Source organism: Cupriavidus sp. 22TCCZM04-2, assembly GCF_057798895.1.
Window position 1 is genome coordinate 244,290 of record NZ_JBYOJS010000005.1, and the last position, 24,149, is coordinate 268,438.

Annotated in this window: 21 protein-coding genes; 12 read left to right on the top strand and 9 right to left on the bottom strand. The window is 67.8% G+C overall.

The window, feature by feature from the left end; all coding sequences use genetic code 11:
- Positions 1–51: 51 nt before the first annotated feature.
- The 4 genes from AC3FKG_RS11115 to AC3FKG_RS11130 all read left to right on the top strand — a co-directional run bounded on the left by AC3FKG_RS11115 (position 52) and on the right by AC3FKG_RS11130 (position 4,062).
- The gene (locus AC3FKG_RS11115) at positions 52–1,110 is read left to right on the top strand and encodes an AbrB family transcriptional regulator (protein WP_483709934.1); all 1,059 of its coding nucleotides are present in this window, start codon (positions 52–54) and stop codon (positions 1,108–1,110) included.
- A gap of 65 nt (positions 1,111–1,175) precedes the next feature.
- On the top strand, positions 1,176–1,601 hold the full coding sequence (locus AC3FKG_RS11120; RefSeq protein ID WP_483709935.1) for a PaaI family thioesterase: 426 nt from the start codon (positions 1,176–1,178) through the stop codon (positions 1,599–1,601).
- Between the two features lie 31 nt (positions 1,602–1,632).
- Entirely contained in the window at positions 1,633–2,529 is an 897-nt protein-coding gene (locus tag AC3FKG_RS11125; RefSeq protein ID WP_483709937.1) for a patatin-like phospholipase family protein, read from the top strand.
- Between the two features lie 63 nt (positions 2,530–2,592).
- On the top strand, positions 2,593–4,062 hold the full coding sequence (locus AC3FKG_RS11130) for a dihydrolipoyl dehydrogenase family protein (protein ID WP_488743075.1): 1,470 nt from the start codon (positions 2,593–2,595) through the stop codon (positions 4,060–4,062).
- Positions 4,063–4,143: 81 nt separating this feature from the next.
- Here the strand turns inward: AC3FKG_RS11130 and AC3FKG_RS11135 are convergent, their stop codons facing one another.
- Together AC3FKG_RS11135 and AC3FKG_RS11140 are read right to left on the bottom strand one after the other, a co-directional pair.
- Positions 4,144–5,637: a sensor histidine kinase gene (locus AC3FKG_RS11135; protein ID WP_488743076.1), complete on the bottom strand. Its 1,494-nt coding sequence runs from the start codon at positions 5,635–5,637 to the stop codon at positions 4,144–4,146.
- Between the two features lies 1 nt (position 5,638).
- Positions 5,639–6,316 carry a response regulator gene (locus tag AC3FKG_RS11140; RefSeq protein ID WP_276099002.1) on the bottom strand — a complete coding sequence of 226 codons (678 nt, stop codon included), beginning with the start codon at positions 6,314–6,316 and terminating at the stop codon, positions 5,639–5,641.
- Positions 6,317–6,569: 253 nt separating this feature from the next.
- Between AC3FKG_RS11140 and AC3FKG_RS11145 the strand changes: the two genes are divergently transcribed.
- Positions 6,570–7,628 (top strand): ABC transporter substrate-binding protein, encoded by a 1,059-nt coding sequence (locus AC3FKG_RS11145; protein ID WP_483711571.1) that lies wholly within the window; start codon positions 6,570–6,572, stop codon positions 7,626–7,628.
- Positions 7,629–7,638: 10 nt separating this feature from the next.
- Here the strand turns inward: AC3FKG_RS11145 and AC3FKG_RS11150 are convergent, their stop codons facing one another.
- Positions 7,639–8,364, bottom strand: a complete 726-nt coding sequence (locus tag AC3FKG_RS11150) for a TetR family transcriptional regulator (protein WP_483709941.1) — start codon at positions 8,362–8,364, stop codon at positions 7,639–7,641.
- A 571-nt stretch (positions 8,365–8,935) separates the two neighbouring features.
- Here AC3FKG_RS11150 and AC3FKG_RS11155 point away from each other — a divergent pair.
- From AC3FKG_RS11155 to AC3FKG_RS11180, 6 genes are all read left to right on the top strand, one after another.
- Positions 8,936–10,183: an efflux RND transporter periplasmic adaptor subunit gene (locus AC3FKG_RS11155; RefSeq protein ID WP_488743077.1), complete on the top strand. Its 1,248-nt coding sequence runs from the start codon at positions 8,936–8,938 to the stop codon at positions 10,181–10,183.
- A gap of 33 nt (positions 10,184–10,216) precedes the next feature.
- The gene (locus tag AC3FKG_RS11160) at positions 10,217–13,372 is read left to right on the top strand and encodes an efflux RND transporter permease subunit (RefSeq protein WP_483709944.1); all 3,156 of its coding nucleotides are present in this window, start codon (positions 10,217–10,219) and stop codon (positions 13,370–13,372) included.
- Position 13,373: 1 nt separating this feature from the next.
- A complete protein-coding gene (locus tag AC3FKG_RS11165) occupies positions 13,374–14,864 on the top strand; it encodes an efflux transporter outer membrane subunit (protein WP_488743078.1) in 1,491 nt (496 codons plus the stop codon).
- Positions 14,865–14,980: 116 nt separating this feature from the next.
- Positions 14,981–15,931 (top strand): LysR family transcriptional regulator, encoded by a 951-nt coding sequence (locus tag AC3FKG_RS11170; RefSeq protein ID WP_488743079.1) that lies wholly within the window; start codon positions 14,981–14,983, stop codon positions 15,929–15,931.
- A gap of 108 nt (positions 15,932–16,039) precedes the next feature.
- Positions 16,040–17,011 carry a Bug family tripartite tricarboxylate transporter substrate binding protein gene (locus AC3FKG_RS11175; RefSeq protein ID WP_488743080.1) on the top strand — a complete coding sequence of 324 codons (972 nt, stop codon included), beginning with the start codon at positions 16,040–16,042 and terminating at the stop codon, positions 17,009–17,011.
- A 26-nt stretch (positions 17,012–17,037) separates the two neighbouring features.
- Positions 17,038–18,012, top strand: a complete 975-nt coding sequence (locus AC3FKG_RS11180; protein WP_488743081.1) for a M14 family metallopeptidase — start codon at positions 17,038–17,040, stop codon at positions 18,010–18,012.
- A gap of 4 nt (positions 18,013–18,016) precedes the next feature.
- Here the strand turns inward: AC3FKG_RS11180 and AC3FKG_RS11185 are convergent, their stop codons facing one another.
- The 4 genes from AC3FKG_RS11185 to AC3FKG_RS11200 all read right to left on the bottom strand — a co-directional run bounded on the left by AC3FKG_RS11185 (position 18,017) and on the right by AC3FKG_RS11200 (position 20,820).
- Positions 18,017–18,583, bottom strand: coding sequence for an Sbal_3080 family lipoprotein (locus tag AC3FKG_RS11185; protein WP_483709949.1), 567 nt, complete (start codon positions 18,581–18,583; stop codon positions 18,017–18,019).
- A 158-nt stretch (positions 18,584–18,741) separates the two neighbouring features.
- Positions 18,742–18,942, bottom strand: coding sequence for a hypothetical protein (locus AC3FKG_RS11190; protein ID WP_483709950.1), 201 nt, complete (start codon positions 18,940–18,942; stop codon positions 18,742–18,744).
- Between the two features lie 20 nt (positions 18,943–18,962).
- Positions 18,963–19,529, bottom strand: coding sequence for an OB-fold putative lipoprotein (locus AC3FKG_RS11195; RefSeq protein ID WP_483709951.1), 567 nt, complete (start codon positions 19,527–19,529; stop codon positions 18,963–18,965).
- 46 nt (positions 19,530–19,575) lie between these two features.
- A complete protein-coding gene (locus tag AC3FKG_RS11200) occupies positions 19,576–20,820 on the bottom strand; it encodes a glycosyltransferase (RefSeq protein ID WP_483709952.1) in 1,245 nt (414 codons plus the stop codon).
- A 132-nt stretch (positions 20,821–20,952) separates the two neighbouring features.
- Between AC3FKG_RS11200 and AC3FKG_RS11205 the strand changes: the two genes are divergently transcribed.
- Positions 20,953–21,567, top strand: coding sequence for an HAD family hydrolase (locus tag AC3FKG_RS11205; RefSeq protein ID WP_483709954.1), 615 nt, complete (start codon positions 20,953–20,955; stop codon positions 21,565–21,567).
- A gap of 245 nt (positions 21,568–21,812) precedes the next feature.
- Here AC3FKG_RS11205 and mnmE read toward each other — a convergent pair whose 3' ends face one another.
- Positions 21,813–23,240 (bottom strand): tRNA uridine-5-carboxymethylaminomethyl(34) synthesis GTPase MnmE, encoded by a 1,428-nt coding sequence (gene mnmE / locus AC3FKG_RS11210; RefSeq protein ID WP_483709955.1) that lies wholly within the window; start codon positions 23,238–23,240, stop codon positions 21,813–21,815.
- Between the two features lie 94 nt (positions 23,241–23,334).
- Positions 23,335–24,132: a CHAD domain-containing protein gene (locus AC3FKG_RS11215; RefSeq protein ID WP_488743082.1), complete on the bottom strand. Its 798-nt coding sequence runs from the start codon at positions 24,130–24,132 to the stop codon at positions 23,335–23,337.
- Positions 24,133–24,149 lie beyond the last annotated feature (17 nt).

The window sequence follows — 24,149 nt, forward strand, 5'->3', positions numbered from 1 at the left end:
TTCCGGAACACGACAACAAAGGCGCCGGCTCCCCCGCCAGGCCGCTGCATCATGAGTCTTGCCTCCCATCGCTGGTTGCCGGTCGCGCTGACGCTGCTGCTCGGCCTGGCCGCCGCCCTGCTCTGTACCGTGCTGCGCACACCGCTGCCGTGGATGATCGGGCCGCTGCTGTCCGTGGCTGGCGCGCGCATGGCCGGCGCGGACCTGCGTTCGCCGACGCAGGCGCGCAATGCCGGCCAGTGGGTGATCGGTGCATCGCTGGGCCTGTATTTCACGCCGGACGTGGTGGCCCGCCTGCTCGAGTTCCTGCCCTACATCGTCGCCGCCTCGCTGTTTGCGCTGGTACTGGGCGCGGGCGGTGCGCTGCTGCTGCGCAGGACCACGGGCGTGGCGTTCAAGACCGCGTATTTCTCCACGGCCATCGGCGGCGCCTCGGAAATGGCCAACCTGGCCGAACGCAATGGCGCGCGCATCGACCAGGTTGCGGCCGCGCATTCGCTGCGCGTGCTGCTGGTGGTGGTAGCGGTGCCGGCCATCTTCCAGTACGGCGGCATCCATGGACTCGATCCGTACATCCCGGGGCCGCGCACGGTCAGCGCGCCGGGCCTGCTCGCGCTGATCGCCATCACGCTCGGCGTGGCGCTGCTGGTGCGGCGGCTCAATATGCCGAATCCGTTCGTGATCGGCACGCTGCTGGCTGCGGCGGTGCTGACCGCTTCCGGCATCGAACTGTCGGCCATCCCGACGTGGATGAGCCGCGCCGGGCAGTTGCTGATCGGCGTATCGCTGGGCGCGCGATTCTCGCGCGACTTCCTGCATACCGCGCCGCGCTTCCTGTCGGGCGTGGCGCTGTACACGGTGGTGGCGCTGCTGGTGTCGGCGCTGCTTGGCTGGGTGATCTCGATCCTGTCCGGCGCGCACCCGGCCACGATGATCCTGGGCACCACGCCTGGCGGCATTGCCGAGATGTGCATCACCGCCAAGGTGCTGGAGCTTGGCGTGCCGCTGGTGACAGCCTTCCATGTGATCCGGATGGCCTTCGTGGTGCTGGCCACGGGCCCCCTGTATCATTGGCTCAAGCTTCGCGTCGCGCCGGAGGAGACGGAATAGCGGCCACCCCTTGCCGGGCGGCCACCGGGCGACAATCCCAGCGGGATAACAAGACCAGGATCGCCATGTCCGAATCCGCCGAAGGCCGCATGACCCTTGCCGATATCGATGCCACGCTGGAGCGCGTGCTCGCGCCGTGGGTGCGCCAGCTCGGGCTGCGCGCCGAGGCCGTCGATGCCGCCGGCATCACGCTGCGGCTGCCGTTCCAGGAGATGTTCCGCCATGCGGGCGGCGTGGTGTGCGGGCAGGTGCTGATGTCCGCCGCCGACACGGCGATGATCGTCGCGGTAGCCAGCGCGCTCGGCGCGTTCCGGCCGATGACCACCGTTACCCTGAACACCAATTTCATGCGTCCCGTGATCGACGGCGACGTGCTGGTGCGGGCCAACGTGCTGCGCCTCGGCAAGACCGTGGTGTTCGGCGAAATCGAGCTGACCGGCACCGATGGCAAGCTGGCCGTGCAGGCCACCACGACCTACGCCCTGCTGTGACGCGGCAGGCCAACGACTTCCGGAACGCTGCATGACCGCAGGCACGGCCCAACCATTCGACCAGATCGTCTTTGCCGGCGGCGGCAACCGCTGCTGGTGGCAGGCGGGCTGGTGGGACGTGGTCGCGCCGGAACTGCATTTGCGGCCCCGCGTGATCGCCGGCATTTCCGCCGGCGCGGCCACGGCCTGCATGATCTATGCGCACGACTCGCAGCAGACCATGGCGTACTACCGCCAGGTGCTGTCGAACAACAAGCGCAATGCCTACTGGGGCAACCTGCTGCGCGGCGAGCGCGTGTTCCCGCACTACGGCATCTACCGCACGGCGCTGCTGTCGATCTTTGCCGACGGACGCCTGGCGCACCTGCAGCAGGCGCCGGAAATCCGCATCGGCGTGGCGCATATCCCGCGCTGGAGCGGGCCGCGCCTGGCTGTAGCGGCGGGCCTGCTGGCGTACAACATCGACAAGCACGTGCTCAAGACGCTGCATCCGCGCCTCGGGCGCAAGCTGGGCTTCCGGCCGGAGTTCGTGCGCGCGCAGGACTGCGGCTCGCCGGAACAGCTGGCCGATCTGCTGCTGCAATCCGCCTCCACGCCGCCCTTCACGCCGGTGCTGCGGCGGGAAGGGCGTGCCGTGCTCGATGGCGGCCTGGTGGACAACGTGCCCGTGGACGCGCTCGACGCCACGCCGGGCAATGTGCTGGTGCTGGTGACGCGGCTGTACCCGCGCCCGCGCCGTTTCGTGGTGCAAAGCGGCGGCCAGCGCCGCCTGTACCTGCAGCCTTCGCAACGCGTGCCGATTTCGAGCTGGGACTACACCCGGCCCGATGCCATGACGCACGCCTATGACCTTGGCCGCCGCGACGGGGAAACTTTCCTGCGCGATTGGCCGTCGATCCTGAATACGGAACTGAAGTCCGGCGCCTAGCGCGTTGCTGGTGCCGGTCCGATCGTTTGTCGATGCGGCCGCGTGCCGCGACAGGAGGCATGGATGAGCAAGCGCCAGACAACAACCGCCACGTCCGACAACGGACCAAGGCGGGCCCGTCAAGTCAGTGCGGAACCAGCCGTGGAGCGCGTGCCGCGTGCGCGCGGCAAGGGCGGCAAGCCGTCGCGTGCGCGCAAGGCGGACTTCGTCGTGATCGGCGGCGGCTCCGCCGGCGTCGCCTGCGCGCGGCGCGCGGCGTCGCATGGGGCCAGCGTCGTGCTGATCGAGCGCGACGAGATCGGCGGCACCTGCGTCAATCGCGGCTGCGTGCCCAAGAAAATGCTGTCCTACGGGGCCGGCTGGGCCGCGATCCTGTCCGGGTGCCTGTCGCATACGGGCGGGCACGAGGACTGGCGCGACGCCATCGTGCGCGTCAATGCGGAGGTCGCGCGGCTGAACGTGGCCTACGCGCAGCGCCTGCTCGAAGCGGGCGTGGATATCATCCGCGGCGACGCCACCGTCACGGCGCCCGATGAAGTGCGCGTGGGTGATGAAGTCATCCGCGCCAAGCGCATCCTGATCGCCACGGGCGCGCGTCCCAGGACGCTCGACATTCCCGGCGGTGAACTCGCCAGCAATTCCGACGATGTCTTCACGTGGCAGAGCGTTCCGGGATCGATCGCCGTGATCGGCGGCGGCTACATCGGCGTGGAGCAGGCGTCGATCCTCTCTCGCTACGGAGTCAAGGTAGACCTGATCGTCGCCGGCGACAGGCTGCTGCCGCATTTCGACGCGGAAATCGCCGAGGCGCTCGCCGGTGCGCTCGAAGCCAAGGGCGTGCGGCTGCACCTGAATGCCAGCGTCAACCTCATCAGCCAGGCCAATGGCGCGCTGGAGGTTTGCTATCGCCCGCGCAACAAGCCGGGGCAGACTGAATCGGTGCGCGCGCAAGCGGCGCTGGTGGCCGTGGGGCGTGTGTCCAACGTGGACGGCCTTGGACTCGAAGCGCTCGGTGTGAAGCTAGGCGACAAGGGCGGGATCGCGGTGGATCGTCAGTTCCGCAGCTCGGTGCGTTCGATCTATGCGATCGGCGATGCGATCGAAGGCCTGCACCTGACGCCGGTCGCGACAGCGCAGGGCCGGTGGCTGGCTGACCGGTTGTTTGGCCGGCGCGGCGAACGGTCGGATTTCGACTTCGTGCCCACCGCCGTGTTCTGCGAGCCAGCCATCGGCACGGTCGGCCTGACCGAGGCCCAGGCTATCGAAGACGCCGGCAAGCCCGAGCGCATCCGCACCGTGGTCAAGCGCTTCGTCTCGCTGGAGAACCGCTTCGGCGGCAGTGCGTTGCAGTCGGTGTTCAAGCTCGTGCTGAATGCGCGCACGGGGCGCGTGCTCGGTGTACACCTGATGGACAACGCGGCACCGGAGATCGTGCAGGCGATGGCGGTGGCGCTGCGGCTCGGGGTGCGCGAATCGCACCTGGAGACGACGCTGCAGCTGCATCCCACGGTGGCGGAAGAACTGTTCGGCTGACGGGGAGGTTGAATCGGTTCAAGCCCCCACTGTCATTCCCGCGCACGCGGGAATGACGGCGTCAACTGAACGGCATTCCCGTCAAAAACCCTGTTCGCTGACCGGCAGCTGCAGCAGTGCCCTGACGCCCTGCCCTTGCGATCCTTCGGTCAGTTCCACGGTGCCGCCGAAACGCGCGGCCATTTCGCGCGAGATGGCCAGCCCGAGTCCCGAGCCCGGTTCCGTGTTGCCGACGCGCCGGTAGAAGCGCGCAAATACCTTCTCGCGCTCATTGGCCGGAATGCCCGGCCCGTCGTCCTCGACCATCAGGCAGGCGGTCTGGTCAATGCGCTGCGCCGACAGCGTGATGCGGCTGCCGCGCGGCGAATACTGGATGGCGTTGTGGACCAGGTTGGCCAGCGCCTCGCGCAGCAGCGCCGCATCGGCGCGCACGGGCAGCTTCAGGCCCGGCGTCGGCTCCCAGCCGAAGTCCTGCTGCTTGCCGCGCGCGAGCGGCAGGTAATCCAGCGCGACCTGCTCGGCCACGGTGACGGCATCGAAAACGTCGACGGAATCCACGGCCTGCGCCGCGGCTTCGCCATGGTGCTGCCGTACGCGCGCCAGCGCGAGCAGCTGGTTGGTCAGCCGCGCGGCCTGCTCCAGTTGCGTGACGATGCCGCCAACCGCTTCGCCGGCGGCCTGGCGCGATGCCGGGTCATCGCCATGCGCGCATAGCTGGCGCTGCGCGAATTCCGCCTGCGTCTTGAGGATGGCCAGCGGCGTGCGCAGCTGGTGCGCCGCGTCGGCGATGAATTGCGCCTGTGCCTGCGCCATCGCTTCGGAACGTGCGACATGCAGGTTCACGGCATCGACGAGCGGGCTCACTTCAATCGGCACGCGTTCGAACCTGAGCGGCGTGAGGTCGTCGGGGGAGCGGGCCTCGACATCATCGCGTACCCGTGCCAGCGGGCGCAGCACGTAGGTCACGCCGCCGACCAGGATCGCCGCGCTCAGCACGACCAGCAGCAGGTCGCGCGCGAGCGCGCTGCGCCAGACCTTGCCGATCAGCGCGGTGCGCGGCTCGGAGGTTTCGGCGACCTGGATGATGACGCGCATGCGCGCGTCGGGCCGGTACACGGGACGCGCCATGGCGGCGATGCGCACGGCCTCGCCCCGGTAGTCGTCATCGTCGTAGAAGCGCGGCTGGTTGCTGGCGAGCGCGCCCTTGGGCAACGGCAGGTCGTCGTAGCCAGTGACGGTTTCAATGGTCCCTGCACGTTCAAGCGAGACGCGGTAGTACACATGGGTCTGCGCCGCGGTCTCGAACATTTCCATGGCGGCATCGGGCAGCGACAGCTGGACGCTGTCGCCGGCCATGCCGATGGCGTTGTCGATGGCGCGGATCGAGCCGTACAGCGAGCGGTCGTAGGCGGTGTTGGCGGCATCGCGCAGTGTGCCGTAGGTGAGCCACGTGTCGATCGCCATCATGGCGGCCAGCGCCGGCACCAGCAGCAGGAGCAGCTGGCGGCGCAGGCTGCCGCGCCGCCACAGCAGGATCGGGTGCCGCGCGCGCAGGCGCAGCTTGCGGGGCCACATATCAGGCGGCCGGGGTCTCGGGCTCGAGCAGGTAGCCGAAGCCGCGCAGCGTGACGATGGTGACGCCGTGCCCGGCCAGCTTCTTGCGCAGGCGGTAGACCAGCACCTCGATGGCGTCGGGGCTGACATCGGCGTCGAGCGAGAACACCTTGTCGAGCAGCTGCGCCTTGGTGAGCGGCTGGCCGCTGCGCGCGAGCAGCGCGCCGAGCAGTGTCGATTCGCGCGGGGTCAGCGCCAGCGGCTGGCCGTCGAGCGTGAAGCCGCGGCTCTCGCCGTCGAACACCAGCGTGCCGCATTGCAGGCGCGGGTGCGCGCGGCCGCGGCTGCGGCGGATCAGCGCGAGGATGCGGGCTTCGAGTTCGGCAATGGCGAAAGGCTTGGGCAGGTAGTCGTCGGCGCCCAGGTTCAGGCCGCGCACGCGTTCGTCGAGCGTGTCCTGCGCGGTGAGGATCAGCACCGGGGTGCGGTCGTCGCGCGCGCGCATGGCCTTGAGCACGGCCAGGCCGTCCTTGCCGGGCAGGCGCAGGTCGAGCACGACGACGTCGTACTCCTCGGCCACCAGGCGCGCCTCGGCCTGCAGGCCATCGGTCACGTGCTCGATTACGAAGCCGCCCTGCTCCAGCGCGCGGGCCACCCAGCGCGCCAGCTCCACTTCATCTTCCACCAGCAGGATGCGCATGCTGGTTCTCCTCCGGCAGGTTCTGTTGATGCGGCCCACAGGCCGCGGGCGCCTATAATACCCCCGCCCTGCCGTTACCGGCGCACGTCGCGCCCGCCCTTCGTTGCCGCTCCGCACCATCGTGTCCCAGCGCCTGACCACGCCGCCATCCGAACCCGCACTGCTGCAAGCCCCCGCCTCGGCCCTTCGCCGGCAACTGCTGGCCGGCGCCGCGCTGGTTCCGCTCGCCGGCGGGTCACTGGCACAGGACGCCATGCCGGCGCCGCCGGCCAGCTATCCGTCCGAGTACGAGGTCACCGTCGCGCGCGCCATGCGCGAGGGCACGGTCCATGTCTATGCCTCGACCGATCTGGACGTCGCGCAGCCGCTGATCCGCGCGTTCGAGGCGCGCTATCCGGGCATCCGCGTGCGCTACGAGGACCTGAACACGATCGAGCTGAACCAGCGCTTCCTGGCGGAGAGCGCGGCGCTTGGCAAGGCCCAGCCGGCGCCTGACTCCGCCTATGCCGATGTGCTGTGGAGCACCGCCATGGACCTGCAGATCAAGCTGGTCAATGACGGCTACGCGCAGCGTTACCAATCGCCCGAGCGCAGCGGCCTGCCGGGCTGGGCGGTGTGGCGCGATGAAGCCTGGGGCACGACGTTCGAGCCGGCGGTCATCGTCTACAACCGCAAGCACTTCGCCGGCACGAAGCCGCCCGGCAGCCGCAGCGGCCTGGCGCGCCTGCTGCAGGAGCATGCGCCGCGCTGGCGCGGCAGGGTTGTCACCTACGATGTGGAACGTTCGGGGGTCGGCTACCTGCTGGCGCAGCAGGATGCGCGCATGGGCAGCGAATTCTGGTATCTGGCGCAGGCGCTCGGGCGGGCTCATGCGAAGTTGTCGGTCTCGACGGCGGACATGATCGAGCGCATCGCCAGCGGCGAATTCGTGCTCGGCTACAACCTGCTTGGATCGTACGCGCTGTCGCTGATGGAACGCGGGGCCGCCATCGACGTCATCGCGCCACGCGACTACACGCTGGTGATGTCGCGCGTGGCCTTTATCGCACGGCGCGCGCCGCGGCCGAACGCGGCGCGGCTGTGGCTGGATTTCCTGCTCTCGCGTGAAGGGCAGACCGTGCTCGGCAAGTCCACCTCGCAGCTCTATACGGTGCGCACCGATACCGAGAACCCGCACACGGCGGCGGTGCTGTCAGAGCGGCTGGGCTACGCGCTGAGGCCGATCAGCGTGGGTCCGGGCTTGCTGGCGGCGCAGGACACGCTGCGCAAACGCACTTTCCTGGCGCGCTGGCGCGAAGCCATGCGCGGCTGATTTCAGGCGCTCAGGTCGTCAGCGGGCAGTCGCCGCTCTGTCCGGCTTTTTCGCACAGCGTGGACAGTTCCCGGTCCAGTTCGGCCATCGGGCGCGGTACATAGCCCAGGCGCAGCGCCGTGGAATATCTGAGGGTATCGATAAAGACGTCCGCCAGGCGCTCGGCATTGGCGTCCAGGTCAAAGTCCTGCGGCGAGAACAGCCAGTGCGCCAGCACGCCGCCGATGGCGGCATGGAAGGCGTTCACGGCCAGGTCCAGGTCCAGGTCGGCCGGCAGCTGGCCGCGCTCCACCGCCAGGCGCAGGTGCTCGCGGATCTTCACCATGCCTTCCTGATGCGACTGGCGCTGGCGCTCGAAGATGGCGCCGTTGTCCTGCACCATCTCGCACTTGTGGAAGATGATCTCGAACACGCGCCGCCAGCGCGGGTTGACCACGGTCTGGCGAAAGACAAAGGCGCAGATGTCGCGGATGCCGCCGAGCGGATCTTCCTGGCGCGCGATGCGCTCGGGATCGCAGAGTGCTTCCACCGGCAGGTTCACGCGGTCGCACATGGCGGCGAACACGTCGCTCTTGTTCTTGAAGTGCCAGTAGATCGCGCCGCGCGTGACCCCTGCCGCCTCGGCGATGTCCGCCAGCGACGGGCGCGCGACACCGCGCGCGTGGAACACGGTTTCGGCCGCGTCGAGAATCCGGTGGCGTGTTTCGAGCGCCTCTTCCTTGGTGCGTCTGACCATCTCTATCTCTGGTGCCGGCCTTCAGGCCGGTCAGTTTTGCTCTCCCTGGCGTGACTGCCTTGACAGCCGCGCGTGCTGGTGGCCTGCACCAACGGGTCGTTATCGTTACTTACGGAATACAGCGAAGCGCGAACCCGCGGCGCCGACCGGCGCGCATCGTAACGCGTACGGAACAGGTACGCATTGATTCAACGCGTGAAGGGCAATTCCGTTGCACACAGTCAGCCAGAAAAGGCAAGGCAGGCGCCTAATACCCCGCTTTGCTGCACAGGCTTAACATACATGCTTGAATGTATATATAATACGCCCTTGCCCGACGATCGGCCAGCCCGCTGGTTTGTGCGCACAGACGCACCATCGCCATCACTGACCAGTCGGTCATCCATACCATTCATCAAAGAAAAAGCCGCATTCGTCGCATCTTCGTTGCTGTGACGCTTCGTTTGGCTAGCATCACGCTTTTTCCGCTGCCGGGCACGCAGCGGACCGCATCGCGCCCCGGTTGTCCCGATGACAAGCAGGCATGCCGGGCCGGCGCGGCAGATCTCAAAATTTCATCATGGGGTTATCGATGAGGAAGTCCCAACGTATCCATTGCGTTGCCGTCGCCGCGTTGTCGGCGCTGGCGCTGACCGCTTGCGGCGAGAAGAAGCCACAAGGCGGCGCCATGCCCCCGCCGGAAGTGGGCGTAGTCACCGTGACGCCGTCGTCCGTCGCCATCGTCAATGAATTGCCGGGCCGCCTGGAAGGCGTGCGCACCGCCGAAGTGCGGGCGCGCGTGGAAGGCATCGTGCTGTCGCGCAACTACACCGAAGGCGGCGAAGTGAAGGCTGGCCAGGTTATGTTCCGCATCGATCCCGCCTCGTACCAGGCGCAGCTGGCATCCGCCAAGGCCCAGCTGGAGCGGGCCGAGGCCAACGCCGTGTCGGCGCGCCAGAAGGCCGAGCGCTACAAGCCGCTGGTCGCCGTCAACGCCGTCAGCAAGCAGGAATATGACGACGCCGTGGCCGCCGCCGGCCAGGCCAACGCCGACATCGCCGCGGCCAAGGCCGCCGTGACCACCGCGCAGATCAACCTGGGCTACACCACCGTGACCGCCCCGATCAGCGGCCGTGCCGGCCGCGCGCTGGTGACCGAGGGCGCGCTGGTGGGCAAGGGCGAAGCCACCAAGCTGACCGTGGTCGAGCAGGTCGACCCGATCTGGGTGACGTTTACGCAGCCGGCCGCCGAAGTGACGCGCCTGCGCCGTGCCATCGAATCGGGCTCGGTCAAGGGCGTGGACGGCGGTGCCCGGGTGCACCTGTATGTGGAAGACGGGCGCGAGTACAGCCAGACCGGCAAGCTGCTGTTCTCGGACATGACCGTGGACCCGACCACCGGCGCCATCACGCTGCGCGCGCAGTTCCCCAACCCGAAGCGCGAGCTGCTGTCCGGCACGTTCGTGCGCGTGAAGATCGAGCAGGGCGTGGATGAGAACGCGATGACCGTGCCGCAGCGCGCGCTGATCCGCAATGCCCAGGGCGCCAGCGTGCTGGTGGTGGGCAACGACGGGAACGTGGCAGCGGTGCCGGTCAAGGCGCCGCAGGCGATCGGCGACCGCTGGGTCGTGACCGAAGGACTCAAGGGCGGCGAGAAGGTGATCGTCGAAGGCCTGCAGAAGGTCAAGGTCGGCGCGCCGGCCAAGGCCGTGCCGTTCCAGCCCGCCGGTGCTCCGGCGCCTGCCAAGCAGGCTTCGGAGCCGCAACCGGCTTCGGACGGCAAGGCCGGCGCCAAGGCGGAAGCGCAGGCTGACGCCAAGTCCGACGCCAAGCAAGGCTAAACCCAGCGCATCAGACAGAGGGAGCCAGTATCTATGGCCAAGTTTTTCATCGACCGGCCGGTGTTCGCGTGGGTGCTCGCGCTGATCATCGTGCTGGGCGGTCTGCTGTCGATCGCGCAGTTGCCGATCGCGCAGTACCCGAATATCGCCCCCCCCACCATCTCGGTCTCGGCCACCTACCCCGGTGCGTCGGCAAGGACGCTCGAGGACTCCGTCACCTCGGTGATCGAGCAGGAGCTCAACGGTGCGCCGAACCTGCTGTACTACCAGTCGACCAGCGAGTCGTCGGGCCTGGCATCGATCACCATCGCGTTCGCGCCGGGATCGAACGTCGACCTGAACTCGGTCGAAGTGCAGAACCGCCTGAAGCGCGTCGAGGCGCGCCTGCCGGCGGAAGTGCGCCAGCAGGGCGTGCGCGTCGACAAGGCGGGCAACAACTACATGATGTTCCTGACGGTGTCGTCGAAGTCGGGCGCCGCCGATGCCATCCAGCTGGGCAACTACGTCTCGTCGCAGGTGATCGACTCGATCCGCCGCGTGCCGGGCGTGGGCCAGGCCGACCTGTTCGGCACGGAATACGCCATGCGCGTGTGGCTGGACCCTTCCAAGCTCACCGGCTTCAACCTGACGCCGCTTGACGTCACCGCCGCGGTACAGGAGCAGAACATCCAGGTCGCCGTGGGCGAACTGGGCGGCACGCCGTCGCCCAAGGGCACCGAGCTGAACGCCACCGTCACCACGGAAAGCCGCCTGACCACGCCGGAGCAGTTCGGCAACATCCTGCTGCGCACGAATCCGGACGGCTCGTCGGTCCGCATCAAGGACGTGGGCCGCGTGGAGCTGGGCGGCGCCGACTACTCGACGCTGGCCCGCACCAACGGCAAGCCGTCGGCGGCCATCGCCATCAAGCTGGCCCCGACCGGCAACGCGCTGGCCACGGCCACCGCGGTGCGCGCCAAGATGGAAGAGCTGTCGAAGTACTTCCCGGCGGACTACACGTACAGCGTGCCTTACGACACGTCGGCCTTCGTCAAGATCTCGATCGAGGAAGTGATCAAGACCCTGCTCGAAGCCGTGGTGCTGGTGTTCCTGGTGATGTACCTGTTCCTGCAGAACTTCCGCGCCACCATGATCCCGACGCTGGTGGTGCCGATCGCGCTGCTGGGTACGTTCGGCGCGCTGCTGGCTTTCGGCTTCTCCATCAACGTGCTGACCATGTTCGGCATGGTGCTGGCGATCGGTATCCTGGTGGACGATGCGATCGTCGTGGTGGAAAACGTCGAGCGCATCATGAGCGAGGAAGGACTCTCGCCACGCCAGGCCACGCGCAAGGCGATGGGCCAGATCACGGGCGCCATCGTCGGCATTACGCTGGTGCTGACCGCGGTGTTCATCCCGATGGCGTTCTTCTCGGGCTCGGTGGGCAACATCTACCGCCAGTTCTCGCTGTCGCTGATCGCATCGATGGCGTTCTCGGCGCTGCTGGCGCTGACGCTGACCCCGGCGCTGTGCGCGACGCTCCTCAAGCCCGTCGAGGCTGGCCACCATCACGAAAAGAAAGGCTTCTTCGGCTGGTTCAACCGCACCTTCGCGCGGGCCTCCACCAGCTACCAGGGCGTGGTGGGACGCGTGCTGGCGCGCAGCGGCCGCTACCTGATCATCTACGCGGTCATCATCGCGGGCGTGGTGGTGCTGTACAAGCGCCTGCCGTCGTCGTTCCTGCCTGACGAAGACCAGGGCTACATGATCACCGTGGTGCAGCTGCCCAACGGCGCGACGCAGGACCGTACCATCGGCGTGCTCAAGCAGATCGAGGACTACTACCTGCAGAAGGAAAGCAAGGTGGTGGACCAGATGATCACGGTGGCGGGCTTCTCGTTCTTCGGCCGTGGCCAGAACGGCGGTATCGCGTTCGTGCGCCTGAAGGACTGGAAGGAGCGCACCGGCGCCAACGAGACCGCGCAGGCGCTGGTCGGCCGTGCGTTTGGCGCGCTGTCGTTCATCAAGGACGCCATCATCTTCCCGCTGAACCCGCCGGCGATTTCCGAACTGGGCAACTCGTCGGGCTTCGACTTCCGCCTGCAGGACCGCTCGGGCCAGGGTCACGCCAAGCTGATGGAAGCGCGCAACATGATGCTCGGCATGGCGGCCAAGAACCCGGTGCTCGTGGGCGTGCGCCCCGAAGGCCAGGAAGATGCCGCGCAGCTGCAGATCGACATCGACCGCGAAAAGGCGAAGGCGCTTGGCATCACGGTGGCGAACATCAATTCGACGCTGTCGATTGCGTTCGGCTCCAACTACGTCAACGACTTCATCTATGAAGGCCGCGTGCGCAAGGTGATCGTGCAGGCCGAAGGCGCCGACCGCCGCCTGCCGGACGACCTGACCAAGCTGCGCGTGCGCAACAGCAATGGCGACATGGTGGCGTTTGCAGCGTTCGCGACTTCGAAGTGGGTGATGGGCTCGCCGCGCCTGGAGCGCTACAACGGCATGCCGGCGGTGAAGATAGCGGGCCAGGCCGCGCCGGGGCACAGTACCGGTGAAGCCATGCGCGCGATGGAAGAAGCCTTTGCCAAGCTGCCGCCGGGTTTCGGCTACGAGTGGTCGGGCCAGTCGTATGAAGAGCGCCTGGCCGGTTCGCAGGAGCCGATGCTCTACACGCTGTCGCTGATCATCGTGTTCCTGTGCCTGGCCGCGCTGTACGAGAGCTGGTCGATCCCGTTCTCGGTGCTGCTGGTGGTGCCGCTCGGCGTGCTGGGCGCGCTGCTCGGCGTGACGCTGCGCGGCATGCCCAACGACGTGTACTTCAAGGTGGGCCTGATCGCGACGATCGGTCTCTCGGCGAAGAACGCAATTCTGATCGTGGAATTCGCCAAGGACCTGCAGGCCCAGGGCAAGGGCCTGATCGAAGCCACGCTGGAAGCGGTGCACCTGCGTTTCCGTCCGATTTTGATGACCTCGATGGCGTTCATCCTGGGCGTGCTGCCGCTGGCGATCGCCACCGGCGCGGGCTCGGGCAGCCAGCGCGCCATCGGTACCGGCGTGATGGGCGGGATGATCACGGCCACCGCGCTGGCGATCTTCCTGGTGCCGGTGTTCTTCGTCGTGGTGCGCAAGCGCTTCAAGGGCAGCGAGCGCCAGCACGAGTTCGAACGTGCGCGCCTGACCGCAGCGCAGGAGGACAACTGATATGACCAAGACACTGACCACGCTGCTGCTGGTGGCCGGCGTTCTGACGGGCTGCACGCTGGCGCCGAAGTATGAGCGCCCGGTGCCGCCGGTGGCGGCCGGCTTCCCGGCAGCGCCGGAAGGCTATGCCACCGCCGAAGTGAAGAGCGGCGAGACGCGCCGCGCCACCGATATCGGCTGGCGCGAGTTCTTCCGCGACCCGCGCCTGCAGGCGCTGATCGCCACCTCGCTGGAAAACAACCGCGACCTGCGCCAGGCAGCGCTGCGCATCGAGGAAGCGCGCGCGCAGTACCAGGTGCAGCGTGCGGACCTGTTGCCGACCGTGAATGCGAACGCGGGCTACACCCGGGCCCGCACCACGGCCGCCCAATCGGCGACCGTGCTCGGCCAGTCCGGCGTGACCGACGTCTACCAGGCCAACGTGGGCATCTCGTCCTACGAGCTCGACTTCTTCGGCCGCGTACGCAGCCTGTCGAACGCGGCGCTGGCGCAATACTTCTCCACCGAGGAAGCGCATCGGTCGGCGTATATCTCGCTGGTGTCGGAAGTGGCCAAGGCCTACCTGTCCGAGCGCTCGTTCGCCGAGCAGTACGAGATTGCGCGCGACACGCTCAAGGCACGCGAGAGCACCTATGCGCTGGCGAAGCAGCGCTTCGACGTCGGTGCGACGTCCGCGCTGGACCTGCGCGACAACGAATCGCTGGTAGCGCAGGCGCGCGTCTCCGCCGCGCAGCTGGCACGCCAGCGCGCGCAGGCGCAGAACGCGCTTGAAGTGCTGGTGGGCAAGCCCGTCGGCGCCATCGAGAACCTGCCGGAGCCGATGCGGCTGTCGGACGAACGCATCATCAGTGATATCCCTGAAGGCCTGCCTTCAGACTTGCTGGAGCAGCGCCCCGACATCCGCCAGGCCGAGCAGCAACTGCTGTCGGCCAATGCGAACATCGGCGCGGCACGCGCCGCGTTTTTCCCGCGCATCACGCTGACCACCAGCGTTGGCACCATCAGCCCGACGTTCTCGAACCTGTTCGATTCCGGCACCGGGGCGTGGTCGTTCGCGCCGCAGCTGACGCTGCCGGTCTTCGACTATGGCCGCAACAAGTCGAACCTGGACCTTGCCAATGTGCGCAAGAACATCCAGATCGCCAACTACGAGAAGACCATCCAGACGGCCTTCGCGGAAGTGGCTGACGCGCTGGTGGCTCGCGGCACGCTGGAAGACCAGGTGGCGGGACAGGAGCAGGTGCGCAATGCAGAAGCGGCGCGCTACGAGCTGGCGCGCCTGCGCTTCCGCAGCGGCGTGGCCAGCTACCTGGATGAGCTTGATGCGCAACGGCAGTTGTTTACCGCCGAGCAGGCGCTGATTCAGGCACGGCAACTGCGGTTGAACAACTCGATCGATCTGTATCGTTCGCTGGGTGGCGGAATGAAGGAGACGGGCGAGGTCGCGCAAGCGCCGGCCCCGGCCGCACCGGCGGGAACGGTCACGCAGTAAGGCTCGCCCTGACTGGCTGATGACGGCGCACTTTGGTGCGCCGTTTTTTGTGGTGGGTCCGATTGTGCCGATAATGCGATGTCCCCATCCGTCGACGCTACCCGACCCCTGCTCCCATGCACATTCGCTGGCTTGAAGACTTCATCTGCCTGGCCCAGGCTGGCAGCCTGGCGCGTGCGGCCGAGCTGCGCAACGTGACGCCACCCGCGTTCGGGCGGCGCATGCAGGCGCTGGAAGTGTGGGCCGGCGCGCCACTGATCGACCGCAGCGCGTTCCCGGTACGCCTGACCGCCGAGGGCCGGCAGTTCCTGGAAGCCGCACAAAGCGCGCTGCAGACGCTGGAGGAGGCGCGGCTCGCGCTGCGTACGGCGCATCGCGCCGACGCCAGCACGCTGACCATCGCCACGGGCAAGACACTCGCGCGTTCGATGGTGCCGGCCTGGCTTGCCGGCCTGCGCCATACGCTGCGCAACGACAAGGCAGCTGCGGGCTTCCGCACACGGCTGTCCACGTTTCCGATGCACGATGCGCTCGCGATGTTCACCGAGGGCGATGCCGATTTCCTGCTGTGCTACAGCCCGCCGGATATTCCGGTGATGCTCGACGATGCGCGCTATCGCTTCCACATTGTCGGGGTCGAGCGACTCGTCTGCGTGAGCGCCGCCGACGCGCGCGGCGCGCCCCAGTTCCGGCTGCAAGCGGGCAAGAGCAGTGCGGGCTCGGCCCCTACGCCCATGATCGCCTATGCCGACAGCCTGACGCTCGGCCGCATGGTCAACCAGGAGATCGCACGCCGCAAGCTCGCCAGCCGGCTCGACGTGATTGCCGTCAGCGACTTCGCCGAGTCCGTGCACGAGATGGTGCGCCAGCGCATGGGCCTGGCCTGGCTGCCCGCGCGGCTGATTGCTGACGATCTCCACGCCGGGCGCCTGGTGCGCGCCACGGCGGGCCGCGGCGCGGACGAGGCCGACCTCGCACTCGAGATACGCCTGTACCGGCAGCGCGCGCCGATGCGGCCGCTTGCGGAGGCGTTCTGGGAGGCCGCAATCAGCCAGGCACAGGGCTGAGGCATTGCCAAAACGGCAACCCCCCTTGCCAAAGCCGCAATCCGCAGCCCGGCTCGCTCACTAATATCGGGCCAGCGTCATCCCCATTCCAATAATCCGATCCGAGCCATGACCACGAAGACCCTGCTGCGCGCGGCCGCCGCCACCCTCGCCTTCTCCGCGCTTGCCGCCCATGCCTCCGGCTGGCCGGCCAAGCCGATCACGCTGGTGGTCGGCTACACCGCCGGCGGCAGCGTCGACCTGGTGGCGCGCACGATCGCGCCCGAACTGGGCAAGCGCCTGGGACAGAGCGTGGTCATCGAGAACCTGGGCGGCGCCGGCGGCACCATCGGCGCGTCCAAGGTGGTCAAGGCCGAGGCCGACGGCTATACGCTGCTGATGGGCTCGGGCAGCGAAGTTTCCATCGCCCGGCTGACGAATCCGGCGGTGCGTTATGACGGCGAGAAGGACCTGGCGCCGATCACCTTCGTCGGCACCCAGCCAATGGTGTTGGTCGGCAAGACTTCGCTGCCGGCGAAGAACGCGGCGGAGCTGATGGCGCTGGCCAAGGAGCAGCCGGGTAAGCTGTCGTATGCCTCGTCGGGCGTCGGCACGCCGCTGAACCTGGCGGGCGAGCTGATCAAGCAGCAGGGCCACGTCAACATCACGCACGTGCCGTACAAGGGGGCCTCGGCCATGGCGACCGACCTGCTTGGCGGCCAGATCGACCTGGCGGTGATGGTGCTGTCGTCGGCGCTGCCGCATATCCAGGCCGGCCGCGTGAAGGCCTACGGCGTGACCGAGGCCAAGCGTTCCGGCGTGGCGCCGAACGTGCCGGCGCTGGCGGAAACCCCGGCGCTCAAGGGCGTTGACATGGGCGTGTGGTTCGGCCTGATGGGCCCGGCCGGCACGCCGCGCCCGGTGATCGACCGCCTCAACACCGAGATGCAGGCCGTGCTTGCCATGCCCGACGTGAAGAAGAAGCTGGCGGAGGCCGGCGTGGAAGTGGCGCCGGCCAATCCGGCCCAGTTCGGCGCGTTCATCAAGCGCGAGACCGGCCGCTACCGCACCATCGTGCAGACCGCCGGCATCCGCGAATAAGCCGTCACCACGCAGGACACTCCAGCATGACCCACGCTCCCCTTACCCTCGACGCTTATCCGGTCGAGGTCGAATTCCCGGATATCCGCCCGTATGCCGATGGCAACCGCGGCATCCCTTACGTGTTCACGTTCGACAGCGGCGTGCCCGGCCCGCACGTGATGATCAATGCGCTCACCCATGGCAACGAGGTGTGCGGCGCCATCACCGTCAAGGGGCTGCTCGACGCCGGCGTGTCGCCGCGCCGTGGCCGCATGACGCTCGCCTTTGCCAATGTGGACGCGTATCAGCGCTTCGACCCGGCGCGCCCGGATGCGTCGCGCTTTGTCGACCAGGACTTCAACCGCGTCTGGACCGCTGCGGTGCTGGATGACGCCGGCCGTGATTCGTCCGAATTGCGCCGCGCACGCGCCATGCGCCCGGTGATCGATACCGTCGACCTGCTGCTCGACCTGCACTCGATGCATGAGAAGAGCCGTCCGCTGATCGTCTCCGGCCCGCTCGACAAGGGCATCGCGCTGGCTCGCCAGCTCGGCGCGCCGGCAGACGTGATCGTCGACGAAGGCCATCCGGAAGGGCGCCGCATGCGCGACTATGCGGACTTCGGCGATCCGGCCAGCGCGCGCAATGCGCTGCTGGTCGAATGCGGCCAGCACTGGGAGGCCGCAGCCGTTACGGTCGCGAGGGACAGCGCGGCGCGTTTCCTGATCCATGCGGGTGTGATCGATGCGCAGGACGTGCCTGCAGGCTGGCTGCAGCCATTGCCGGCCGCGCAGCGCGTGGTGCGCGTGACCGAGCCCGTGGTGGCCAGCAGCATGGATTTCCGCTTTGCGGGCCCCTATACCGGGCTGGAGACGTTCGCCAGGGCCGGCACCGTGATCGGTTGGCGCGAGGGCGAGCCGGTGGTTACGCCCTATCCGAACTGCGTGCTGGTGATGCCCTCGTTGCGCCAGCTGCGCCCGGGCGTGACCGTGGTGCGGCTGGGCCGGCTGGAGGACTGAACGCTCAGGACGCGGCGGCGGGCGCGGCCACGGGCGTGCCGGCTGGCGGAGGCGGCGGGGGCAGCATGCCGGGGAACAACTGTTCCACCAGTTCATCGAGCTTCCTCTCCGGCATGACGAAGTTGCTCAGGTTGATGCCGCCGGCGCTACGGTTCGCGCTGTAGACCGCCTTGCCCGCCCGTGCGCCGTTCTGGTACACGATGATGTCGACGCTGTTCAGGTACGTCATCCAGAACCAGGCGCTCTTGGCCGAATACGTGGCCACCAGCGGGCAAGACACCACGGGCGCGTACGGCGGCAGCAGCTTCACTTCGAAATTGCGCGCCTGCAGCGACGCGCGGAACGCGTCGAGATATTCATTGCCGCTCACCGGGTTCGCCACCACGCACAACAGCGCGCCATTGGCGCCATAGTTGCCGCGCGGACCCGCCGCGACAGCGCTGCCGGCGGGAATCTGGAAGGCGGCGAGCGGGTCGCCTTGCTCGGGCCGGTCCACAGGCATGACGGCCTGGTAGGTGGAGCAGCCGGTAATCATCAGGCCCAGCGCGGCGGCCAGCAGTGCATTGTTCATGGAGTGTCCTGGATGGCATCGATGCCCACCGCGCCGCTTGCAGCGGACGGAGCATCGGGAACTTATCCACGCACTGTAGGCGCTGGCCGCGCGCGCCAATACCCGGAACAGAGGCGCAAAACAGGTGCTACTGCCCGGTGCCCGCGCCGCGTGGCGTTTCAGCCGCCCGCGACGGGCTGTGCCAGGCGCCCGACCAGAATCAGCAACACCGCAGCCAGGCACAGGCCGATCACGGCAATCTGCAGTCGCCCGACGGGCTTGCCTTGCAGCAAGGTCTGGCTGATGAATGTGGGAGAAACCAGCCCGACGATGGTGCCGATCAGGATGAGCAAGGCAAGGACGGAGAGGACAGTTTGCATCGGGTTGACTCGGTCAGTGCTTAATTGGCGCCGCCGCGCAGCAGGCAATCGCTCAGCACCGGCGTGCCGTCGGACAGCCCTGCGCCGTTGCATTCCACGGCTACCTTCTGCCCGCGCCGGACCATGGTGGCGCGCGCTTCCACTTCGCACACGCGGCCGGCCGGGCCGCAGATCTGCCGGCGCAGCAACTGGGCGCGCACGACCACGTTCGGGTCGCTCGTGCGGATATCGACAAACACATTGTCCGCCTCGCCGCGCCGCACGCCGCTGGCCACGCCTTCGACGATGATGTACTTGCCGCGGTAGCGGTCATCGGCCGCGCTGGTATCGTCGCGGTAGTCGTTCAGGATGGCATCGGCCTGGTACTGGGGCAGGCGGTCGGCCGGACGTTCGGGGTCAATGCTCACCGGATCGAGCGTGCCGTTGCGCGGCACGCCGCGCACCTCGCTGGCGGCCGGTGCGGTGGCGGCTGCGTCGTCCTTCGCGGGTGCCTGGATCGGGCCCTTGTCATTGCCGGCAAACCAAAGCATGCCGAGGACGGCCACGGCGACAACGGCTATAAGGATCTGCTGGGTACGGTTCAACATCTGGATTTCCTGCTTGAAATGATTGGCTGCCGTGTTGCGGCAGCCGTTATGTTCTGCCCCGCAGGCAGAAAGTCTCGATGGCGGCCACGGCGTTATCTACGCCACGTTCCGCACGGATGGCAGCGCCGAGCGCCACGGCTTTCTCGCGCGCCTCGGGCTGTTGCGTAAAGGCGAGCATCGCCGCGAGCTTGCCCGCATCGATGTCATGCCCGGCCACGTAGCGAGGCGCCACGCCAAGGGATGCGAGCCGCCCGGCCCAGAAGGACTGGTCGCCCGCGAACGGCAGCACGATCGAAGGCACGCCGGCCGCCGCGACGGCGTGGGTAGTGCCGGCCCCGCCATGGTGGATGGCCGCGCTCATGCGTGGCAGCAGCCAGTCATGCGGCGTCGTGCCAGTCACATGGAAGTTCGGCGGCAGCGCCGAAACATCGATGCCGCTCCAGCCCGGATAGAACAGCGTGCGCCGCCCGTCCAGGGCCTGCACGAGCGCGCGCACCACCTTGTCGCGGTCGAAGCCGGCCATGCTGCCGAAGCCGACATAGACCGGCGGCTCGCCCGCATCGAGGAATTCCTGCAACGCAGCGGGCGGCTGCCAGCCGTCCTGCGCGGGCAGCGTCCACGCGCCGCAGACCAGCCAGTCCGCATGCCAGTCGCGCGGGCGCGGCACCAGATGCGGTGAAATGCCATACAACGACGGGAAGTCCTGCCACACCGCCTTGCGCGGCGCGAGTCCGAACTGCGCCTGCCGGCCCGCATTGATGGCAGGCCGGAACATGCGCCACAGCACGTAGTTGATCAGTTGATGGGTGGCCCGATTGACCCAGCCTGGAAGGCGCCATGGCGGCAGAAACGCAGACGGGAAATCGCGTGTCGGCGAGAGCGGGAACATGGCGGCGGCGATGGCGGGCTTGCCCAGCGCATCGCCAACGGCCATGCCGACATAGGCGGCCAGACCGGAGAACACGATCGCGTCGCGCTCGCGCGCCGCAGCGGTGAGCTGCGCCATCCACTGCGCGGTGTTGTCCTCCGCAATGCGCGCGAAGGCACGCGTAGCCTCGCTGACGTTGCCGCCTTCGGTCATCAGCTTGTGCAGCGCGCCGCCCGGCGCCAGCGTGGCCTGGATGTCACCGCACAGGGCCTCGAACGCCAGCCCGTGCTCGGCCGCCAGCGCCCCCGCCGACCGTTCCCCGAGCATCAGCACCTCATGGCCGGCCGCGCGCAGCCCCGCGCCGAGGGCGACGATGGGGCGGCAGTCACCCTGGGTGCCGAAGGTGATGAGGGTCAGGCGCATGCAGTGGAAGTTTTCGGGATCGGCGGCTTGCGCGGATGGGGCAGCGGGGCCGGCCCGATAGTGTACCCGCATGGCATGGTACGGCCTGCCCGTGCACAATGGGGCCTCGGGTCATCCACCGGAACCGACGCCATGACAGTACCGATCACGCTCGTCCTGTTCGACATGGAAGGAGTACTGACCCACTATGACCGCGTGGCGCGGGCGGAGCACCTGGCCGCAGCCACGGGCCGGTCACCGGAGCAGGTGCGTCACGCCATCTGGGGATCCGGGCTTGAAGCACGCGCCGATGCGGGCGAGATCAGCGATGACCAGTACCTGCAGGAACTCGGGCAACTGCTGGGCTGCCGCGTTGATCGTGCCGACTGGCTGGCCTCCCGACGCGCATCGATCACGCCCAATGCCGACACGCTGGCGCTTGCGGCCAGGCTGTCCGGCCGCCACAGGATCGCGATACTCACCAACAACTGCCGGCTGGTGACAGACCATATCGACTATCTGAATCCGGTGGTCGCTCGGTTGTTCGGCAAGCACGTTTATCCGTCCGCCGCGTTTGGTGCGACCAAGCCGGATGTGCGGTCCTATCTCGGCTGTATCGGCCAGCTCGGATGCAGTGCCGCACAGACGCTGTTCATCGATGACACGGAAGCCAACGTCGATGGGGCAATCGATGCTGGCTTGCTCGGGTACAGGTTTGTGGGGGCGGACGCGTTGGCAGGGGAGTTGGCGCGAAGGCAGTTGCTATAGCGCTTCGGACCAGAGGGCGAAGCCCAATGGGTCCTTAATCGTTTTATCACGCTGTCACCGTGATAAAACGACCGCTTTGAAAGCAAAACCGAATGGTGACTGCGATGGCGACCTTAGTCGTGCGCGCGGCCCACCGGATTCGGCAATGGTGCCAATGCTCTTGCAGTGCTCGCAGTAGGCTTGCCCACCGATCAATGCCGGGTGGTGTCCGTGGCGCTCGACCATTGGCAACGCTTGGCAGCCCATCACTTCCCAATACAAAACCGCGTAAAAATCGTCCCCAGCAGATCATCGCTGGTGAACTCGCCCGTGATGCTGTTCAGATGCTCCTGCGCCAGCCTTAGCTCTTCGGCAAACAAATCCAGCGCCTGCGCCTGTTGCTGGCTCTGCTCGGTCGCCACATCCAGATGCGACTGTGCCTGGCGCAGCGCAGTCAGGTGCCGCTCGCGCGCGAGGAAGGTGCCCTCATTCCCGGACTGCCAGCCGACCAGCCGCAGCAGTTCCTTGCGCAGCAGTTCGATGCCGGAGCCGTTGCGTGCGGAAATCCAGATCTCGGTCGGGTTCGGGCCGTTGGCGGCCACCACGTGCGGGCGGTTGCCGCTGAACATCATGCCGCCGACCGTCGGCGCGAGATCGATCTTGTTCACCACGCGCACGATCGGCGCGCCGGGCGGCAGCTGGCCGCTCAGGCGATCGTCGATGGCGTCATCAAGCTCGGACAGGCCGTGGCGCAGGTAGTCGGTGGCATCGACCAGATGCAGCACGATATCGGCGCGGCGGATCGCGTCCCACGTGCGTTCGATGCCGATGCGCTCGACCTCGTCCGTGGCTTCGTCGCGCAGCCCCGCCGTGTCGATGATATGCAGCGGGATGCCTTCGACCTGGATGGTTTCCTTGACGCGGTCGCGCGTGGTGCCGGCAATCGGCGTGACAATGGCCAGCTCGGCGCCCGCCAGCGCGTTCAGCAGCGATGACTTGCCCACATTGGGCTGGCCCGCCAGCACCACCGACAGGCCTTCGCGCAGCAGCGCGCCCTGCCGGGCCTGCGCAAGCACGTTGCCCAGGTCCGTGCGGATGGTGGCGAGCTGGCCGCGCGCGTCGGAGGCCTCGAGGAAATCGATTTCTTCTTCGGGGAAATCCAGCGTGGCCTCCACCAGCATGCGCAAGTGGATGACCTTCTCCACCAGCGCGTGAATGGCGCTGGAGAACTCGCCCTCCATCGAGCGGGCCGCGGAACGCGCGGCGGCTTCGGTGCTGGCCTCGATCAGGTCGGCCACGGCCTCGGCCTGGGCCAGGTCGAGCTTGTCGTTGAGGAAGGCGCGGCGCGTGAATTCGCCTGGCTCGGCCAGGCGCAGGCCGATCTCGTGGCCGGCCTGCAGGCAGCGGGTGAGCAGCATCTGCATGACCACCGGCCCGCCGTGGCCCTGCAACTCCAGGACCTCTTCGCCGGTGTATGAATTCGGCCCCGGAAAATACAGCGCGAGGCCATGGTCGATGACCTTGCCCTCTGCGTCCAGGAACGGCAGGTAGGTGGCATGGCGCGGCTTGAGCGCGTGGCCGCAGATGGCGTGCATGACCGGGCGCACATCCGGGCCCGACACGCGCACCACGCCAATGCCGCCGCGGCCCGGTGCGGTGGCGATGGCGGCGATGGGAGGCAGGGTAGCAGTCATGGCGCTATTGTCTCAGATCGATGTGACTGGGCTCGCCAGCGTGCGTCGCAAGGCGCATTGCACGCAGAAGGCGGCGAAGTGACAAGAGGAAGTTTCACGCAGCGACGGGTCCGGCGTCGTGTTCCTGCGGCGCCACGCCCAGGCATTGGGACATCAGCCGGCGCGCAACGTTCTCATCGACCACGCTGCCCAGCTTGCCCTGCCGCATGACCAGCTTGTGATGCAGGCGCCTGGTCTTCTGCTTCGGCAATACGGGCGCGAGCGCCTCGATGGCGTAGCGCAGGCGCTTGCCCGCGATGCGCTGGCGGTGCAGTGCACGCAGGCCGTCGTGGCGCGCGGCAAGACCGCGTTTGCGCAGCGTCTTGCGCGCCTTGCGCACGCGCTTGCGGGCGAAAGGTCCGAGGCAGCCGCTGCCATCGTCGGTGTGCAGCGGAAGGTGCGCCAGGTCCCGGTGCAGGGCGGCGAGCGGATCGTCCTGAGACTGCGCCAGCCGGGTCACCATGGCCTCGCGCGCGAGGCGGCGGCGTGCGCGTGCCGCCTCGGCCACGGCATGGAGCATCGAGTCGCCGGGCTGGCGCTCCAATGCCGGCCCTACGGTTTCGGCAAGGAACACGTCCCAGTCGCGCACCTCGCCGGCCGTGTCGCCCAGTGCACGAAGATCGTTCTTCCACCGCTGTGCGATGCCTGGTGGCAGGAGGGGGCCAAATACCCACAACACCGCGCGCAGGTGACGGACGCCGACGCGCAGCGCATGCACATCCTCCGCCTCGTCGCGCTGCAACAGGTTGGTGATGCTGTCTTCGATGCGGCGCAACCCGGTCTCGCCCAGCGCGGAGAAGGCCGCGGCCGGACGAGTCTTGCGGCGCAGCCTGACGGAGGAGTCAGCATTCATGGAAAGGCCTCCCGAAG

What these genes read in the sequence shown, in the direction of transcription:
- AC3FKG_RS11140 (WP_276099002.1), bottom strand. Translation starts at nt 6,316, where the DNA reads ATGCGCATCCTGCTGGTGGAAGATGAAGTGGAGCTGGCGCGCTGGGTG.
- AC3FKG_RS11115 (WP_483709934.1), top strand. Translation starts at nt 52, where the DNA reads ATGAGTCTTGCCTCCCATCGCTGGTTGCCGGTCGCGCTGACGCTGCTG.
- AC3FKG_RS11135 (WP_488743076.1), bottom strand. Translation starts at nt 5,637, where the DNA reads ATGTGGCCCCGCAAGCTGCGCCTGCGCGCGCGGCACCCGATCCTGCTG.
- AC3FKG_RS11125 (WP_483709937.1), top strand. Translation starts at nt 1,633, where the DNA reads ATGACCGCAGGCACGGCCCAACCATTCGACCAGATCGTCTTTGCCGGC.
- AC3FKG_RS11175 (WP_488743080.1), top strand. Translation starts at nt 16,040, where the DNA reads ATGACCACGAAGACCCTGCTGCGCGCGGCCGCCGCCACCCTCGCCTTC.
- AC3FKG_RS11165 (WP_488743078.1), top strand. Translation starts at nt 13,374, where the DNA reads ATGACCAAGACACTGACCACGCTGCTGCTGGTGGCCGGCGTTCTGACG.
- mnmE (WP_483709955.1), bottom strand. Translation starts at nt 23,240, where the DNA reads ATGACTGCTACCCTGCCTCCCATCGCCGCCATCGCCACCGCACCGGGC.
- AC3FKG_RS11160 (WP_483709944.1), top strand. Translation starts at nt 10,217, where the DNA reads ATGGCCAAGTTTTTCATCGACCGGCCGGTGTTCGCGTGGGTGCTCGCG.
- AC3FKG_RS11155 (WP_488743077.1), top strand. Translation starts at nt 8,936, where the DNA reads ATGAGGAAGTCCCAACGTATCCATTGCGTTGCCGTCGCCGCGTTGTCG.
- AC3FKG_RS11200 (WP_483709952.1), bottom strand. Translation starts at nt 20,820, where the DNA reads ATGCGCCTGACCCTCATCACCTTCGGCACCCAGGGTGACTGCCGCCCC.
- AC3FKG_RS11185 (WP_483709949.1), bottom strand. Translation starts at nt 18,583, where the DNA reads ATGAACAATGCACTGCTGGCCGCCGCGCTGGGCCTGATGATTACCGGC.
- AC3FKG_RS11205 (WP_483709954.1), top strand. Translation starts at nt 20,953, where the DNA reads ATGACAGTACCGATCACGCTCGTCCTGTTCGACATGGAAGGAGTACTG.
- AC3FKG_RS11215 (WP_488743082.1), bottom strand. Translation starts at nt 24,132, where the DNA reads ATGAATGCTGACTCCTCCGTCAGGCTGCGCCGCAAGACTCGTCCGGCC.
- AC3FKG_RS11180 (WP_488743081.1), top strand. Translation starts at nt 17,038, where the DNA reads ATGACCCACGCTCCCCTTACCCTCGACGCTTATCCGGTCGAGGTCGAA.
- AC3FKG_RS11190 (WP_483709950.1), bottom strand. Translation starts at nt 18,942, where the DNA reads ATGCAAACTGTCCTCTCCGTCCTTGCCTTGCTCATCCTGATCGGCACC.
- AC3FKG_RS11130 (WP_488743075.1), top strand. Translation starts at nt 2,593, where the DNA reads ATGAGCAAGCGCCAGACAACAACCGCCACGTCCGACAACGGACCAAGG.
- AC3FKG_RS11150 (WP_483709941.1), bottom strand. Translation starts at nt 8,364, where the DNA reads ATGGTCAGACGCACCAAGGAAGAGGCGCTCGAAACACGCCACCGGATT.
- AC3FKG_RS11170 (WP_488743079.1), top strand. Translation starts at nt 14,981, where the DNA reads ATGCACATTCGCTGGCTTGAAGACTTCATCTGCCTGGCCCAGGCTGGC.
- AC3FKG_RS11120 (WP_483709935.1), top strand. Translation starts at nt 1,176, where the DNA reads ATGTCCGAATCCGCCGAAGGCCGCATGACCCTTGCCGATATCGATGCC.
- AC3FKG_RS11145 (WP_483711571.1), top strand. Translation starts at nt 6,570, where the DNA reads ATGCCGGCGCCGCCGGCCAGCTATCCGTCCGAGTACGAGGTCACCGTC.
- AC3FKG_RS11195 (WP_483709951.1), bottom strand. Translation starts at nt 19,529, where the DNA reads ATGTTGAACCGTACCCAGCAGATCCTTATAGCCGTTGTCGCCGTGGCC.